Origin of the sequence: Gloeobacter violaceus PCC 7421 (genome assembly GCF_000011385.1) — a bacterium.
Classification (GTDB): Bacteria; Cyanobacteriota; Cyanobacteriia; order Gloeobacterales; family Gloeobacteraceae; genus Gloeobacter; species Gloeobacter violaceus.
On sequence record NC_005125.1, the window covers coordinates 2,104,713 to 2,121,408 of the forward strand.

At 58.1% G+C, this 16,696-nt stretch carries 12 protein-coding genes and 1 riboswitch; of the genes, 5 read left to right on the forward strand and 7 right to left on the reverse strand.

Translation table 11 applies throughout. The features are described from left to right. Nucleotides 1-21 precede the first annotated feature (21 nt). Both GLL_RS10160 and GLL_RS10165 read right to left on the reverse strand, forming a co-directional pair. Nucleotides 22-2,379, reverse strand: coding sequence for a purple acid phosphatase family protein (locus GLL_RS10160; protein ID WP_011141961.1), 2,358 nt, complete (start codon nucleotides 2,377-2,379; stop codon nucleotides 22-24). Continuing rightward, a complete protein-coding gene (locus tag GLL_RS10165) occupies nucleotides 2,376-3,887 on the reverse strand; it encodes an NAD(P)-binding domain-containing protein (protein WP_164928898.1) in 1,512 nt (503 codons plus the stop codon). Before GLL_RS10165 ends, GLL_RS10160 begins: the two co-directional genes overlap by 4 nt. 259 nt (nucleotides 3,888-4,146) lie before the next feature. On the opposite strand from GLL_RS10165, the gene GLL_RS10170 reads away from it, so the two are divergent. Together GLL_RS10170 and GLL_RS10175 are read left to right on the forward strand one after the other, a co-directional pair. Further along, a complete protein-coding gene (locus tag GLL_RS10170; protein ID WP_164928899.1) occupies nucleotides 4,147-4,449 on the forward strand; it encodes a hypothetical protein in 303 nt (100 codons plus the stop codon). 129 nt (nucleotides 4,450-4,578) lie between these two features. Then, on the forward strand, nucleotides 4,579-8,172 hold the full coding sequence (locus tag GLL_RS10175) for an NB-ARC domain-containing protein (RefSeq protein WP_011141963.1): 3,594 nt from the start codon (nucleotides 4,579-4,581) through the stop codon (nucleotides 8,170-8,172). On the opposite strand, the gene GLL_RS10180 is transcribed toward GLL_RS10175, so the two are convergent. From GLL_RS10180 to GLL_RS10190, 3 genes are all read right to left on the reverse strand, one after another. Next, the gene (locus tag GLL_RS10180; protein ID WP_011141964.1) at nucleotides 8,155-8,844 is read right to left on the reverse strand and encodes a hypothetical protein; all 690 of its coding nucleotides are present in this window, start codon (nucleotides 8,842-8,844) and stop codon (nucleotides 8,155-8,157) included. The two genes, GLL_RS10175 and GLL_RS10180, sit on opposite strands and share 18 nt — an antisense overlap. Before the next feature lie 4 nt (nucleotides 8,845-8,848). Continuing rightward, nucleotides 8,849-9,133, reverse strand: coding sequence for a DUF427 domain-containing protein (locus GLL_RS10185; protein WP_011141965.1), 285 nt, complete (start codon nucleotides 9,131-9,133; stop codon nucleotides 8,849-8,851). A 196-nt stretch (nucleotides 9,134-9,329) separates the two neighbouring features. Beyond that, the gene (locus tag GLL_RS10190; RefSeq protein WP_164928900.1) at nucleotides 9,330-10,745 is read right to left on the reverse strand and encodes a hypothetical protein; all 1,416 of its coding nucleotides are present in this window, start codon (nucleotides 10,743-10,745) and stop codon (nucleotides 9,330-9,332) included. A gap of 232 nt (nucleotides 10,746-10,977) precedes the next feature. Between GLL_RS10190 and GLL_RS10195 the strand changes: the two genes are divergently transcribed. Next, the gene (locus GLL_RS10195) at nucleotides 10,978-11,385 is read left to right on the forward strand and encodes a hypothetical protein (RefSeq protein ID WP_011141967.1); all 408 of its coding nucleotides are present in this window, start codon (nucleotides 10,978-10,980) and stop codon (nucleotides 11,383-11,385) included. A gap of 64 nt (nucleotides 11,386-11,449) precedes the next feature. Beyond that, nucleotides 11,450-12,685 carry a serpin family protein gene (locus GLL_RS10200; RefSeq protein WP_011141968.1) on the forward strand — a complete coding sequence of 412 codons (1,236 nt, stop codon included), beginning with the start codon at nucleotides 11,450-11,452 and terminating at the stop codon, nucleotides 12,683-12,685. Between the two features lie 60 nt (nucleotides 12,686-12,745). Here GLL_RS10200 and GLL_RS10205 read toward each other — a convergent pair whose 3' ends face one another. Beyond that, nucleotides 12,746-13,246: a GNAT family N-acetyltransferase gene (locus GLL_RS10205; RefSeq protein ID WP_011141969.1), complete on the reverse strand. Its 501-nt coding sequence runs from the start codon at nucleotides 13,244-13,246 to the stop codon at nucleotides 12,746-12,748. Between the two features lie 263 nt (nucleotides 13,247-13,509). Next, complete coding sequence (locus GLL_RS10210; protein WP_011141970.1) at nucleotides 13,510-14,019, reverse strand: GNAT family N-acetyltransferase; 510 nt, start codon at nucleotides 14,017-14,019, stop codon at nucleotides 13,510-13,512. 447 nt (nucleotides 14,020-14,466) lie between these two features. After that, nucleotides 14,467-14,609, forward strand: a riboswitch (cobalamin riboswitch). 35 nt (nucleotides 14,610-14,644) lie between these two features. On the opposite strand from GLL_RS10210, the gene GLL_RS10215 reads away from it, so the two are divergent. Then, the gene (locus tag GLL_RS10215) at nucleotides 14,645-16,696 is read left to right on the forward strand and encodes a TonB-dependent receptor (protein ID WP_164928901.1); all 2,052 of its coding nucleotides are present in this window, start codon (nucleotides 14,645-14,647) and stop codon (nucleotides 16,694-16,696) included.

Sequence of the window (16,696 nt, forward strand, 5' to 3'; positions counted from 1 at the left end):
TTGGGGGACAGCTTGGCTGCTTCAGCGCACGGCCGTTCTGCGGGCGGATTGCCCCTGGAGGGTGACCGGCTTGGCGACCACCGGCAAGGCGGTCGAAGTGCGAACCGATGCGGTGATCGCCTGAGACACGTCCGGGGGAGCCTCCCGGGCTACAAAGCATTCGATGGTCACGGTCTTTTTGGCCCCTTTCTCCAGGCGCCCGACGGTGACCACGACGCTGCGCTCGTGCTGGGTGCATCGCTCCTTGCCGCGGTAGGCCGCGAAGGTGACGCCGGTGGGTAACCCGAGGACCACCTGGGTGCCGTTGAGGGCGTAGGGCGAGCGATTGACGAGGCGCACCCGGCAGGGCAAGGTTTGGGAGCGGGTCGTCCCCGTCGGGACGTGCAGTTCCACGCTCAGCCGGCCCGTCAGATCCGGGCGGGTGACGGTGAATTTGTCGAGCAGCGCCGGGGTGCCCAGGGTGGCCGGTGTGACCAGTTCCCCGGTAGCCGGGTCGAGGAGCGGATCGGCGAGCGGATCGGCGAGCGCCTTGCCGTCGGCATCGCTGCCGTAGGGAAATGGGTCCGCTGCGCTGGCCGAGCAGGTGGCCGAAAGGGGCTCCGAAATCTGGTAGAGCGTCAGATGGTCGCCATCGACCACCACATTGCCGAAGGAAAAGACCCGCGCTTTGAAGCGCGCCGTGATCTTCGGACCCCGGCCCGCGTTGGCGACGAAGGGCGCCATCTTGGCGCAGGTGAGGTGGGTGTCTACCCAGCCGGCGGGACCACCGGGCAGCGCCCCCGCTTCGGCACTGCGGCGGCCGACGGCCGAATCTTCGAGCTCTTTGCCGGAGTTGGTGAAACCTCCTGAGCCTTCGATGATGTGGATGAGCCCGTCCGGCACGGTCCGCCCGATGCCGTCGAAGGCGGTGTCGACCTCCACGGCAGGTTCGCCGCGGGTGTCGGGTGCCTCCGCCACCCGTCGGCCCGCCCGCAGAGGATGGGTGCGCTGGTAGTTGTGCACATGGCCGTTGAAGACCAGGTTGGCGCCGTGGTCTTCGAGCACCCTGGCGATGGCGCGCATCTGGTAGTCGCGGGTGGCGGTGGCTGAGAAGGCCGGCTGGTGGTAAACCACAAACTTCCACAACTGCTCGCTGCGGTCGAGATCGGCAATGAGCCAGTCGAGCAAGACCGATGGGTACGGGGAGTAGCCAAAGGGTGGGGACTTGTCGGCCGAGCCGTTGCGCGCTCCGACCCGGGCATCGAACAGATGGGGATTAGCATCGAGAAAGACGAAGTGGGCGTTCGCGTAATCGAACGAAAAGTTGCTCATGTGGTCGATTTGGCGCCGGGGGCCGCTCAGGGTCGGCACCGTGGTGCTGGCGCGATAAGCCTCGATAGCAGCAGGCGAGCGATAGGTTTTGCCCTGGTAAGCAAAGGTAAACCCTTCCGCCCGACAGGCATCGCCGTCGAAGATGTACTGCGGGTCAACTCCCTGCGGACCGTTGAGCGGCAGGTAATAGTTGTTGAAGTAAGCCAGGGCGTCGCCGCCTTCGAGGGCGCCGCTGAAGCGCTCGCCCACGGCCGGCAGAGCAGGGTTCACAGGTGCGTCGTCGGCCAGCAAGTTGACGATATCGCCGGCGCCGCCGATGTCGTGATTGCCGATTGCGACGTAGATGGGGAGACTGCGCGCCAACGGTGCCCCTTGATCGCAGGCGGCCACGTCGCTATTCCAAACAGGCATCCAGTAATCGCGGTAGTTGCCCTCGGAGCCGCGAATATAGACGTTGTCGCCGGTGTTGAGGATAAAATCCGGGCGGGGCAGTGCCGGCGTGCCCGGGAACTTCAGCTCCTCCAGGCGGGACATGGCGTAGGCGATGCGGGCCTGATATTTGTGCAAGTACGGTTTTTGCGTCTCGCTGGGGTGGAAGAATCCTTGATCTCCGACGACCAGAAACGAGAACGCACCGGAGCGCTTGCGCGTGTAAAAGGAGGCGCAAAAGCCTTCCAGCGGCAACCCCGGTCCTCGAACACAATAAAAGTAGCGGGTTTCGTATTCCAGACCGCCCAGCAGAGCGTGGTAGTTCATCCTGGCTCCAGAGGCGGTCGACGGCTGCGGCAGATGCGGATCGCTCGACAGATAGTGGTTTACCATCCGGCCGCGGGCGATGACGCGGCGGCCGTAGCGCGGCGTTTTACCGAAATCCACGGTGTAGAGATCCGGTCCGTTCGCCTCGGTTTGCCAGGCGATCACCATCTGGTCTGCAGTACCAAAATCGCCGGCATCCCCCGGCTGAATGTAGGGCTTGTACGCGATTTTGGTCGCCCCGACGGCGGCGAGTTTACCGGCTCCTCCCACCAGCAGCAGCAGCGACAACCCCAGGACGTTGCGCCTTCTCACCGCCCGACTCCCACCCCGGAAGCGTTACGGGGAATTTTGATCAGATCGGGCACCTGCCGGATCCATTCCTCGGCCCCCTTCCAGGGATTGGGACCATCCAACCGGTAGTGCGTGGGCAGCATCGGCCCGGTAAGCAACTGCCAGGCGATCTGCCAGTGCCTCCAGACTTTGGGGACAGCGTCGATGAGCCGGGCGATTTCCTCGGTGTACTCCACCTGCCGCACCTGGAAGGACCGATAACCGCTTGCGACCCAATCTTTTTGTTGTTGGGCGCGCATCCGCTGGATTTCAGCGCGCATCGACTCGGTGTCGGGCAGGTGCACCTGTTCGCTCAGCACCTTCGAAAACCAGCGCGCCTGCATCTCGGCGCAGGGCAAAAGCGCGCCGATCACCCGGATGATCCCGATAAAACCGCAATTGGGCAGATCCGGATGAAAGACATGCTTGTAGAGGTCGGTGCCTTCGTTGTGCACCGGCACCACCGACGCATCGAAAAACGGGAAGCTGACCCCGTAGCCGGTGGCATAGATCACAATGTCCGCCTCGGTGCTGCTGCCGTCGGTAAAGAGCACCCGCTGCCCGCTAAATCCGGCAATGGTGGGCCTGGTCTCGATCGCCCCTTTGGCGACCAGGTCGATGACGAACTCGTTGGCACTCGGAATCGAAGCAAACAGGCCAAACGCAGGCTCCAGGTTGCACTGCCGATGCGCCTCCCAAATCGGGGCGAACTTGCGGCTGTACAACGATTTGCGCACACCGGCCGGAATGAGCGCATAGAGACGGCTGAGATTGCAGTCGAGGGGGCGGCCGGCAAAATAGCGCGGGACCAACCAGCTGTTGCGCCGAAAGCTCCAGATCACCTTCTGGGCAAAGTCCGTGGCCCGCACGGCAATGTCGACGCCGCTCGCACCGTTGCCCATCACTACGACGCGCTTATTGGCGAACATGGACGGCTCTTTGTAATCTTTCGCGTGCAGAAGGGTGCCTTTGAAATCTGCCTCACCCGGTATATTTGGCCAGCGCGGCTCCCGAAATACACCGCTGCAAATGGCGAGGGCGTCGAACGATTCGCTCGCCGCACCCTCGGGCGTACTCACCGTCACCTTCCAGTGATCGCGGCTTCGCGAAACCTTCTCGACTTGGCAATTTAGGCGTATACACTCGCGCAGTCGAAAATGGTCTACATAGCTGTTCAAGTACGCGAGAATCTCGGTGTGGTGGGGGAAATCGGACATCTGCTCAGGCATCGGATAATCCGAGAAAGCCGAGAGATATTTGGAATTTTGAAAGCGAACCGATTCGAAAGTGCCGCCGCTGGTTTTGCGATACACCCAAATGCCGCCGACTTGGTCGGTGCTCTCATACAGCGTCACTTGATGGCCGTCATCCCGCAGACACTTAGCCGTCACGATCCCACTTATTCCACCGCCGATGACAGCGACCTTGCAGCGCTTCACCGCGACCTTGGGAGCCGAAGATATCAACATCGAACCTGTATCAATCGCCATGGGCTCTCTCCTCAGAAAGCATTCAGCTTTCCTGGCTATAACAACTTTGACTACACCGAAACAACCACCCACCGGCCATCCAAGACGTCATTTCACCCGCAAAGTCCAGGGTCGCCGGGGATGACACAGCGCCCAAGCAGCCCTCCCGGTTTCTTGCGAAAAGCCAGTCCGGTGACACGACCTCCATCGATTCGCTACCCATCTCCAACAAGGCATAGAGAGCTCTTCAAGCTGGAGAGCAATCGAGGATAGAAGTCAGATGAGAATTGCCAAATCAGCAATCACAACAAGTCAGTCCAAAAGAATGAATCAACCCTATAGCTGTGCAGCTTCACTTGCGTACCAGTTCATCGGCAGCCAAACTCCAGATCGCGGAAGGGTATTGTCCCTCAAGAAGAGAGATTTTCTACTCCTCACAAAGGGCGTGCGCATTGCAAGAAGCGACGAGGAAAATCTGCAGGGATCTGCGGCAATCACCTTTGACACGCCAAGTGTATTGGCCCATCGGATCAACAAGCTAGGAGAGATAGGCCCGTTTCGGCAACTTAAGCAAGCAACTTAACTGTCCTGAAATTTGCCCTGCGCAAACATCAGGGCGTCTAGAGCGCGAGTGTATGCGAAACAACATGAATCCCGGGTACCCTGTTGCGATACTGGAGCCCTCCTACGGCGGCACAGTGGTGAGTTGATCATGAAAACCCCTAAACGCAAACGGCAAAGGGGTGTGCTCCTCACGCCTCAGGGATACAGCCGGCTGCAGGAAGCGCGGCGGCGGCTGGAATTTCGCGGTAATTTCGGCAACCGCTACACGCTCGATGCGATGAGCGAGCGCACCGGGCTCGCGCCGCGCACCCTCTCCAAGGTGATGAGCCGCAAAGAGGGCGTCGATCGGCAGACGCTCGAGCAATGTTTTCATACCTTTGGTCTGCAGTTGAACGAGGAAGACTATCTCAGCCTGCAGATCGGTCGCGGCCGGCGGCGCCAACCGCACGCAAAGCCGCACATGGAATTGGAAGGGGCTCCCAATTTTGCGCAGTTCTATGGGCGTGAGCAGGAACTAGCCACGCTGAAGCAGTGGATCGTACAGGAGCGCAGCCGGTTGGTGGCGGTCCTGGGGATGGGGGGCATCGGCAAAACCTGTCTGTGCGCCGAATTGCTCCAGCAGATCCATTTGGAATTTGAATATGTGCTCTGGCGTTCTGTGCGCAATGGTCCCCTTCCGAAGGAACTGCTGGCGGATCTGGTCCGTTTTTTCTCCCATCCGCAGGAGTTGGAGTTACCGGCTTCCTTCGAAGGTCAGGTGTACAGCCTGCTGGCGCATCTGCGCAAACATCGCTGTCTGGTTGTTCTTGACAACATCGAGACGTTCATGAGCAGCGGCAGTCTCGCCGGTCGTTACCGCCCGGGTTTTGAGGAGTACGGATTTCTCTTTGGAGCGGTCGGAAGCACGGCCCACAACAGCTGCCTGGTACTCACCAGCTGCGAGCAACCCCAGGGGGTGAATTTTGTCGAAGGCAAGCGGCTGCCGGTGCGGCTGTATCGGCTCGGCGGGTTGGGATATCACGAAGGCAGACAAATCTTGTTGGAAAAGGGGCTAGCTGCACCGGAAGGCGATCCGCACTGGAAGGAACTGATTCGCTGCTACGCGGGCAATCCGCTTGCCCTCAAGATCGTCGCCTCTACCATTCGGGAGTTGTTCGACGGCCAGGCGGCAAATTTTTTACAGCAAGGCTCCGTGGCGTTCGGCGGTATCTACGATCTGCTTGAGCAGCATTACCACCGATTATCGGATATCGAAATCGAGTGTCTTTATTGGCTTGCCGTCAATCGCGAACCGGTCCTGCTGTCGCAGCTGCAGGAGGATGTTCTGCTTCCTGTGTCGCGCTCTCGATTGCTGGAGGCTATGGAATCTTTGCGGGCCCGCTCTTTGATCGAATGCGGCGGGACACGCTTCACTTTGTTGCCGGTTGTTCTGGAGTATACAACCGACAAACTCCTCGAAGCGATCTATCGAGAACTGGTAGATGGCAAGAGCGTACTGTTTAGAAGATTCGCCATCTTGAAGGCGCAAAGCCCGGAACATGTCAAAGACGCCCAAATCCGCTTTCTGCTCAAGCCCCTGGTCGATCAGTTGCTTGCGGTATTCGGAAGCCGGCTGGCTTTAGAACATTATACGCATCGGCTGCTGGGGGAGTTGCGGCGCTCGGAGCTGCAACAGTTGGGGTATGCGGTCGGCAATCTGCTCAACATCCTCTGCCACTGCGGGATCGAGTTGGGCGGGTACGATTTTTCGACGCTGACGGTCAGGCAGGCCGACCTGCGCGGAGCCCGCCTGTGCAATGCCAACTTTCAACAGACGAATTTCAGTCAATCCATCTTCACCGAAGCCTTGAGCACCGTTTCGTCGGTAGCCTTCAGTCCGGACGGCCAACTGCTGGCCACCAGCGAGATCAACGGCACGATCAGGCTCTGGCAGGCTGCCGACGCTCAGCAACTGGCCTACTGCCGGGGGCATACCAGTTGGGTGTGGTCGATCGCCTTCAGCCCGGACGGGCGCGTCCTGGCCAGCGGCAGCGCCGACCGGACCGTGCGGTTGTGGGATTATCGCACCGGACAGTGTCTCAAAGTGTTCCAGGGGCACGAGGGATGGGTGCGCTCGGTCGCCTTCCATCCGGGAGGCGGTATCCTGGCCAGCGGCAGCGAGGATGCCGCCGTCAGGTTGTGGGAGGTCGATTCGGGGCGGTGTCTGCTGACGTTGCGGGGGCACTCCGGCTGGATCCACGCGGTGCGGTTCAGCCCCAACGGTCAGTGGCTGGCAAGCAGCAGCCAGGACGGCAAAATTCAGTTGTGGCATCCTGAATCCGGGGAGCCGCTGCAGGCGATGCAGGGACACACCGGCTGGGTGCGCTCCATTGCCTTTGCCCCGGATGGACAGACCCTCATCAGCGGCAGCGACGATCAGACCTTGCGGCTATGGGATGTCCAAAGGGGCCTCCTCCTCAAGTGTTTGCAGGGGCATACCGGCTGGGTACGCTCGGTCGATTTCAGCGCGGACGGCCGCACCCTCGCCAGCGGCAGCGACGATCAAACCGTCCGGCTGTGGGATGCGGATTCAGGCCTGTGTTTTCGGGTCATGCACGGGCACAGCAACTGGATCTCGTCGGTCGTGTTCAGTCCGGATGGGCGGTTGCTCACCAGCGGCAGTGTGGATCACTCGGTCAGGATTTGGGAGATCAGTTCGGGCCATTGTTTGCGGGTTCTCCAGGGACACGGCAGCGGTATTTGGTCGGTGGCCTTCCGGGGCGACGGCAAGACCCTGGCAAGCGGCAGCATCGATCATTCGGTCAGGCTCTGGGACTTCAGCACCAGGCAGCCGATGCGCTCACTGCAGGCCCATACCAGTTGGGTGAGGACGGTGGCCTTCAGCCCGGACGGCACGCTACTGGCCAGTAGCGGACAGGATCGCACCATCAAGCTCTGGGATCCGGATTCTGGCCGCTGTTTGAAGACTCTGCGCGGGCACACCGGTTGGGTCAATTCCCTGGCCTTCAGCCCAAACGGCGCTCTGCTCGCCAGCAGCAGCGTCGATCACTCGTTGAGGATCTGGAATGTCGAGACCGGCCAGTGCCTGGGGATGCTGCAGGGACACACCAGCTGGGTGCGCTCGGTCGCCTTCCACCCGGACGGCCGCGTGCTCGCCAGTGCCAGCCAGGACAAAACGGCCCGACTGTGGGATATCGAAACCGGCCGGTGTCTCTGGACATTGCAAGGGCACACCAGCTGGGTGCGCTCGGTCGCCTTTCACCCGGACGGCCACACCCTCGCCAGCGGCAGTGACGACGGTACCGTCAAGCTCTGGGACGTGCAGACCGGCCGGTTGGCGGACAGCCTGTCGGGGCACGGCAGTGGCGTCTGGTCGGTAGTCTTTGCCGCGGATGGCAAGCGGCTCGCCAGCGGCGGGGACGACAAGACGGTGCGGTTGTGGGACACCACCTCGATGCAGTGCACCCACGTACTGAACCGCCACGCCAGCGGTGTGCTGTGCGTCGCCATCGAAGCGGACAGCCGCATCCTCGCGAGCTCCAGTGCCGACGAAACGATCACCCTTTGGGATTTACAAGGGGGCAACTATCTAGGAACGATGCGCATCGAAGGACCGTATACGGGGATGAACATCACCGGCGCCACGGGGTTGAGCGAAGCCCAACTGGCGACATTGAAAGCTTTGGGGGCGGTGGAACGGGACGCTGCCGCTCCGGCGACACCTTCAGGCCTGGACCGCTGAATCGCTGGATGCGGCATCTTTTGTAGAATTCAGCAACTGCAAGCATCGTTCGAGGCTCTGGCCGGTGAGCATGCGCTCGGCCAGAGCGTTGTGCGTCTGGCGCTCCGCGTCCAGAATCGCTGCTGCCCGGCGCTCGGCGCGGTTGCGCAGCGTGCGCGCGGCCACGGCTCCCGTGCGCTGGGCGGCAGCCAGCAGCAAGCCGACTTTTTGCTGGTCCTCCACCGCCCCGACCGCCTCGCTGTAGTACATCCGCTCGGCAAGCGCCCCGGCCAGCCAGGTGGCGCAGTAAGATTCGATGCCCTCGATGCCGAGCCGGGCGGGGGGGCTACCCAGTATTACACCGCCCCCGCCGCCCTGTCCCCGGCGAAACGATTCCCAGGCACCCAGGGTGTACCCTTCCACCGGAAGACCCAGGCGGTGGGCGACCAGTAAATGCCCGGCCTCGTGGCGGGCCACCCGCTCGCGCCAGCCGGGTCGGCGCTCCTGAATCAGCCCGACGAGCAATACCGACAGCCTTCCCTGCAAGAAGAACTGGTCGATGAAAAACGACCCCAGACCCACCGCCACCAGAAAGGCGGCGATGGCCGGCGAGAGGCCGAGGGCGGGACCGAGGCCCGCAAGTACAGTTACCAGGAGTGCCAGGACGGCCAGAAGACCGGTGCGATCGCCCATCGCGCTAAGCCTCGACCCGGGTGCCCTTCCAGAAGGCGATGTAGCCGGTGATATGCTTGGCGGCGTCCTTGGGGGTCGGGTAGTACCAGGCGGCGTCTTTGTTCACTTTGCTGTCCACGACAACGTCGTAGTAACTGGCTACCCCTTTCCAGGGGCAGGTGGTGCGGGTGTTGGAAGGCTGGAAGTACTCTGTTTGGATCGCATCGGGCGGGAAGTAGTAGTTTCCTTCCACCACTTCGCACTTGTCGCTCTGGGCAAGTACGGTCCCATTCCAGGTTGCTTTGGGCATAATCGGTGATTCCGGCAGCTGAGACTTCCTCTCCAGGGTAGATCGATCCGGCCGCCCCGTGCAGCCAGCTCTCAGGAATTGGAGGAATCGTCCAGCCCGATTGTGCCGTCCGACTGCGTCTCGTTCGTCAGCACATCTCCACTGAATTGTCCGCAGGCTCACACCAATCTACTGCTTAGATGCCTAGAGCCGCCTGTTATGGAATTTGAGAGACCGGTTCCGTTTCTTTAGTTTGTGCGGCGGTCGGCATTGGTCTTTCGGCATTGAATTTGCGAGCTCGATAGATATTGGTTGTTTCACTGGTTACATGCAAATAACCACTTGTTTTATACAGCGTGTCACTCAGACGGATTGAACCATCCCGTGCAAAGAGCATATAAGTTACAGCCACTCCACCGTTATATGCGGGATCGCTGGTAAAGAATAAGTTTTGTTTTGCTTGCGTACTTCCGCCCGAGTTAATTACATTGAGTCGAAGCAAGTAAGTGCCTTCATCTTTCAGAAGATCTTCGATTTTTGCTCCTTTAGCCAAGGAATAAATGGCGAATTCCGTTGAACCCAAGCCACTCAGAAAAATATTGGTTGAAGCGCCGAGATCCGTTAGTTTTCGGACAAGCTGTTTGCTTTCTAGATCCGAATTATCCTTTAACTCGGTTATCTTTGAGTCAGCCATTTGCTTGTAAGCAAGTAGAATTACGAAATCTCTCAATATTCTGTCCAAATGATTCTTGCTCATTTTTTCTTTGTCAGAAAATTCTTCGCGATAATGTGTAAGATCAAGCAGCAGCAAAGAAGGATGATACACGTTAGTACATCTGCTTTCATTGCATTGTTGAAAATCAGCAGCGAGTTGCGAGATAAGAGCCTCCCGCGCATTGTCCTCCAGGCTTATGTTAGTGGGCTTGATGGTGATATCTTGTTTAAATAATGAAAAAATATCAGCGACTGCCCGAATGGTCGAGCTTGCTATCGAGAGTGGTAAGTCGAGATCAACTCCTCCCTCAAAAGATTTCTTATATAAGCGCTTTTTAGATCCCTTGCCCATTTCATCAAAAGATTTCTCGATCATTTTATCTGGAACAAGTGGGGAGTCGAAGATATTAGCGTATGCAGCTATGAGACTTGAACCAATTTCCCTGAGCAATTCGTAGTTAGAGAGTGATTTAACTACATCTGGGTCTTCGATAATCAGGGTCTTGACGTCGCTGGCTCGTTCCTTTATTTGTTTTCGGATAGCTTGGGCAATCAATTCCATCGAGCTGTAGGCAAGGATAGTCGCTTCGATTTGTCCAGCATTCCCTTCTATCTCGGTTTTGCCTTCAAGAGCTTTAACATCCTTTCCAGAAGTGGGGAGAATCGGTTTGTTCTGTGCAGAAATTGCTGCGTCAAACTGTTGAGATAGATATTCAATTTCTTTGCGACGTAAGTCGTCGCATTGATTTTTTAGCTTATTGTCAGTTCCTACTTGACTGCAAAACTCAGGAACCCTTGGGTCAGGGGATTGAGCATATACAGGCTGCTGTACAACTTTGCAAGAAAGAGCAAGTGAGGCGAAGCCCAGAACTTTGATTACTTGCTGAAGGTAAGCAGCTTTATGCGATGTAGTAGACATGACTTTCATCTCCAGTGTTTAAAGAAAACCTTGATGTTACTTATGTTGGTCCAACGAAAAATATGCATGGACACTGGAGTTTCCGTGGTATCAGAGTTGTAGATATGCAGAAACTATTGCAATTTAGAAGGCTTATTTTTAATCCGTGCCATCCGCCCGCAAGCATCGTGCCAGTTCACGCAGAGGCTGACTCCAGCGATAAAATTGCCTTGGTCCGTTTGAAAGGAAGCAGATGTCCATTTATCGAACACAAGCGCTCGGGGTGGCGGCATTGATGCTGGCAACAAGTGGGCTAGCCCTCGCCGCCGAGATGCCAATCACCGTGCTGCGCTCGCGCAGTGTGAGCACCACGAGCAAATCACGGCAACTGGTCTACGCGAGCGTACCCGCCAAGGCCACCGACGCGCAGATCGTCGATGCAGTCAAACAATACGCCCTCAAGGAGCGCAAGGCGGCGGGTATCGACGAAGTGACGGTGTTCGTAGACCTGGATCTGGCCAAAAACTGCGAAAAGATCACGACGCCCTACTTCACCATCAACGACGCAGGCAAGGTCGAGCAAGGTTACACCGACCGGGCCGCCTACACCCGGGTTATCGAAAAACTGCGCTCCCAGGGCAGTTGCAAGGCGCTGTACTAGCGGCCGGAACTGGAACAATCGTCAAACTGAATGGGTCGAATAAGTTCTCCCCCTGTTCGGTTCAATGAAAAACGATGCTCCAGGCCGGCCTTTCCGGCGCTCGACCCTGCTGCGGTGGGGATTGGCTTTGGCTCTATTCGGTTCGGGTGTGCTGCGGGCCGGTGCCCAGGAGAAGTCGGCCGTGAAGATGCTCAGCGACGCGCAGACCCGTTTTGGTTTGCAGCTTTTTGCGGCCCTGCACAACAAAGCCGCCGACCAGAACGTCGTGATTTCTCCCTTGAGCATCGCCCTGGCGCTCACCATGGCCTACAACGGCGCAGGCGGCTCCACCCGCACCGCCATGGCGCAAACCCTTGCCCTTGATGGACTGGACGAAGACGCCATCAACCAGGGTTCGGCGGACCTTGCCACTGCCCTGCAAAAAACGCCCAAAACCTCCAGAGTCCTGATCGCCAACTCGCTTTGGTCCCAAAAAGGCATTACCCTGCAACCGGCCTTTATCCGTACCGCCGAGCAGTACTTTCAGGCACAGGTGGAAGCACTGAATTTTGCCGAGCCGCGCTCCGCCGAGCGCATCAACCGCTGGGTGGCCGAAAAAACCGAGAACAAAATCGATCAGATCGTCTCTCCAGGAGCGTTGCGCGACGCGCTGGTGGTGCTGATGAACGCGGTCTACTTCAAGGCGGACTGGCAGGAGGCGTTCGAAAAATCCGCCACCCGCGAGCGACCGTTCAAGCTCGGGAGCGGCTGGCAGAAGAACCATCCGCTGATGGCGAAGCAGGGCCGCTTCGATTACTACGAAACCGACGAATTCCAGGCGGTGCGGCTGCCCTACAAAGACGATTTTCTGGGAATGTACGTCTTTTTGCCCAAGGCGGACCCGGCGGCTTTTTACCGGCAATTGACCGCCGAGAACTGGCAGCAATGGCTGGGTCCGCGTACCTTTGCCCGTCGGCCCGGAGAACTGGTCCTGCCCCGCTTTCAGGTGCGCTATGAAGCGCAACTCAAACAAACTCTGAGCGCCCTGGGCATGGGTATTGCTTTTACCGGCCGGGCCGACTTCACGCGAATGGTTCGCGAGCCGGCTTTGATTTCCGAGGTGATCCACAAGACCTTCGTCGATGTTAACGAGGAAGGCACCGAGGCGGCGGCGGCCACCGGCGTGATCGTGGCGCGCACCTCCGCCGTCGCCACACCACCTTTTCGGATGGTGGTTGATCGCCCGTTTTTCTTTGCCATCCAGGACAACCGCACCGGAACGCTGCTATTTGCAGGAGCAATTGCCGACCCGATGGGTTGATGCGATAAGTTGCATTGGCCTTGAAAAATCAGCGTTCAGGCTTTGGCCCTGACCTCACGTTTACGACTTTTCAATTCTAAAGAACAATATAGGACTCCCACGCACAATTTTTTCTGCCATCTTCCTCATTCCGAGTCTTTGCGCTACTTTTTGCGACCCAAGGTTTCGCTGATCGCAGCTTGCTACAACATACTCATAACCAAGTTCATCAAAACAATATTCCAAGATTTTGGCTGCGGCTTCAGTAGCGTAGCCTTTTTTGAGCGCCTTAGGCAGCAGGGCATAGATTAATTGAGGCTGTTCTTCGTCAAAGAAATACCACAAACCAATAAATCCAATGGCTTCACTCTCACTATTTAACTTGATAAACCAAAGGCCAAATCTTTCTTCTTCAAAGTGCTTTTTACTCTGTTTGAGCATCTCCTCAACCTGTTGCAAAGAAAAGATTTCTTCGTCACACAAATATCTCCTCACATGTGAATCAGTGAAAATCCTATGGAGTGTGCTAAGTTCACTCTCCAAAATCGGTTTCAAAACCAACCTCTGCGTTTCAAATATCATTATGTAAGCTTCACTAACTGTTCAGTGGCCTTTTTCCAGATAGCCTTACTTTAATCATAATTGCTTCACCAACACCCTTCAAGCAACGTCTTTCAGATGACCTCACAGCAACTTAATCCTTGATCCCAACAAATGGCTTTGCTCTAGCGTTGCCACCGAGATGTGCATCAGCCCAACGGGTTTGTTGAACGTCGACGAACAACCTTTGAACGAATCGCAGAGTCTCTGTTTTCCGCTCCAACAGAATTGTTCTACGGCGCTCACTACGCAAGTTCATTAAACTCTGAATGATACTTTATTATTCCAACACAGCCCTCCAATGCACCACTTTCCAACTCCAACACCATAAATGTCTCATCCGGCACTGCGTACTCACACCCCAATCCCTTCTCCTTAGCTGGAGTAAACTCGAATCGCAGATAGTATGCTGGAGAACCCAGCACAACAACAGCTTTGAAACCGAACCGAGCGCACTCTGCTAAACCATGCTGAATCAGCAATGACCCGATTCCTTTTCGCTGATAGTCAGGAAGCACTGCCACTGGCGCCAATCCAAGAACAAGTAAATTAGCAGCACATTCTCCTGCGATCGCAACTGGACTAAAGAAAATGTGTCCAACAATTTGCTCGGATTCAACAGCAACGAAGGAAAATGTAGACGCAACGCCTCGCAACTGATCGACTAAGTTTGCCTCACTCTCTCGCCCAAATGCCGCAACATTGAGTCTGCGAACAGCTTCTACATCTTCTGGCTTTTCGGCTCGAACTTCCATGATTAGTGATTGTGGCAACACACCAAAGATGCTCCTAATCAAGATAACGTAATCCTGAACACTCAACCATTGCTTTTCAAAACACTTTCACAACCTACAACCGAAGCCGTAGAACATTGTCTCTCCGCTGGAGCGGGGATTTAGGGCTCATTCTCGTGCAATGGATACACGACGATTGTCTCTCCATCCTCGATCTCGCCGTTTGGTTTGAAGCCGAGCGAAAGGTAGAACAGCTCCGGGCCAACTGGCCCTGGCACGTAAGACGTATAGAACGAGTTGACGTCTTTGACGTCACTTGCCGCCGGCCACCTGCACCCGATCTCCGGCTTGCAGCTTTGCTGCAGCCGTCCAGCCTTTGTCCCGGAGGAAGAATTCTTAAACAACAGCGCAATAAGACGTACAATTGTCGATTGTCGGCCGGGGTCGCGACCTGGTGTATGCTTACAGCACAATCGAATGGCTTTGGGAGCCCGGGGGATCAGCCCGGGCTGAAAGGGGAAAGTCCGGTGCGAGTCCGGCGCTGTGCCGCAGCTGTGATGGCTTGAGAGCAAGCCTCAGTCAGAATGCCCGTCCCACAAAAGCCGCATTCCACTCGACCCGCGTCGCACGGGGAAGGAGTATTTTTGTGCGTGGCATTGTCTTGGTGCCCCTGGCAGTCTGGCTATTGACATGGCCGGCCGGGGCGGAACGTGTGCAGGATTTTCGTCCCCAGGCCGCCCCGGGGGCAAAGGATCTGTTGGCCCAGGAGGTACCGGGGGCGCCCAGGCCACTCGAAGGCTTCGCCGATACCCGGCTCAACCAACCGCTTTATGCCCCGTTTCGCCGCGAAGGGACGCTCAAAGAAGCGAGCCGTCCCGCCTACGTGATCACCCGCCGGCAGATCGAAGCGCAGGGGGCACGCACGGTGCAGGAGGCGCTCCGTTACCTGCCCGGAATTCTTAGCGACGGCACCGCCGGCACGCAACTGGGAACCCTCAGCTCCCAGTTCATCCGCGGCTCCAACAGTTCCCAGGTGCTCGTGCTGCTCGACGGCAGACCGCTCAACGACCTGGGCTTCTTCGGCGGCTACGACCTGTCGGAATTGACCACCGATACGGTGGAGCGTGTCGAGGTGGTGCCCGGCGGCGGTTCGACCCTCTACGGCTCCGACGCGGTGGGAGGAGTGATCAACATCGTCAGCCGCGCCCCATCCGAGCGGCCGAGCACGACCCTCAAAGCCTCTGCGGGCAGCTTCGCTCTCAACGAGCAAAGCCTGCAGACCAGCGGTCGCAGCGGGGCGGTCGGTTGGCGCGTCGACTACAACCGCCTGCAGGCGAACAACAACTTTCCCTTCGAGATCGCCTCGGTGGGTTATGCCGGGACGCGCGAGAACGCCGACGTTACTTATAACAACTTCAGCGCCCGGCTGGAAGCGGATCTAAGCGAACGGACGGCACTCAGTGCAAGCGTCCTTTCGCAAAACAAAGACCTGGGGGTGCCGGGCGGGGTGCCTATCCCGATACCGGGCAGTGTCGGCCAGTTCAACACCCTCACCACCGACACCCGCCAGTTCACCAACAACTGGCTTGCGGATCTGGGTCTGCGTGCCAAGCTCGGGCTGGGCGAAGATTCGCTGCTCACCGCGAGACTCTTTGCCGATTTTCTCAACTACCGCTACGACGCACCGCTAAGCCAGGGTTCGCGCGACGAGATCCGCCGCCGCTCCTGGGGGGCGCAAGTGCAGCACACCTGGCGGGTGAGCCCCGAGCACCACCTCACCTACGGTCTGGATTACCGCACCGTCTCGGCCTTCAACTCGACGTACCTCTATCCGCTGGCTGCCACCAACATCAACTACGACGGCCAGGTGGGCCAGGGAGCGCTCTTCGTGCGCGACGAAATCGCCCTGGGCGAAGATCTCAAGCTCAACCTCGGGCTGCGCCAGGACATCAGCGGCCTGGCCAAAGGCTCGTTCACTTCTCCCAGTGCCGGGGTGCGCTGGCAGGTGGGCGAGGACATGGCATTGCGGGCCAATTACGCCCGCAGCTTCCGCGCGCCGCTGCTGTCGGATCTCTATTTCAAGTTGCGGGGCTTTTTCACCGTCGACGGCAACCCGGACCTCAGACCCGAGCAGGGCGACAGCTACGACATCGGCATCGATCAAAAAATCGGCGAGGCCGCCCTGGTGCGCCTCACCTACTTCGCCAACACCGTGGCAGATACCATCGCCTTTACTTTTACAGGCCCCACCTCGGGTTCCTACGCCAACCTCGGCCTGGTACGCAGCACCGGCATCGAGGCGAGCATCGAGGTGCGACTGGCGCCTTCGTGGTACCTCTCAGTCAATTTCACAGGCACCGAACCGCGCATCCTCGCTGATGCCAACCCGGCCTACGTGGGCAAGGAATTGAGCTTTCGTGGGGCTGACAGCTTCAACGCCTCGCTCGCCTACGAGTCAACAGGAGGCTGGTTCGCGGGTCTGTTTGTGCACAGCGTCGGCCGGTTTTTCACCGACAACGCCAACACCGAAGCCCTGGGCGGTTACACGACCACCGACTTGAAGCTGCGCTTGCCGCTCACCGACAACTTGAACTTTAACGCCCAAGTGAACAACCTATTCAACCAGCAGTACCAGGTCTACCCGGGCTATCCGGGCGTGGGGATCAACTTTCGCACCGGCTTGAGCTGGACGATTTGA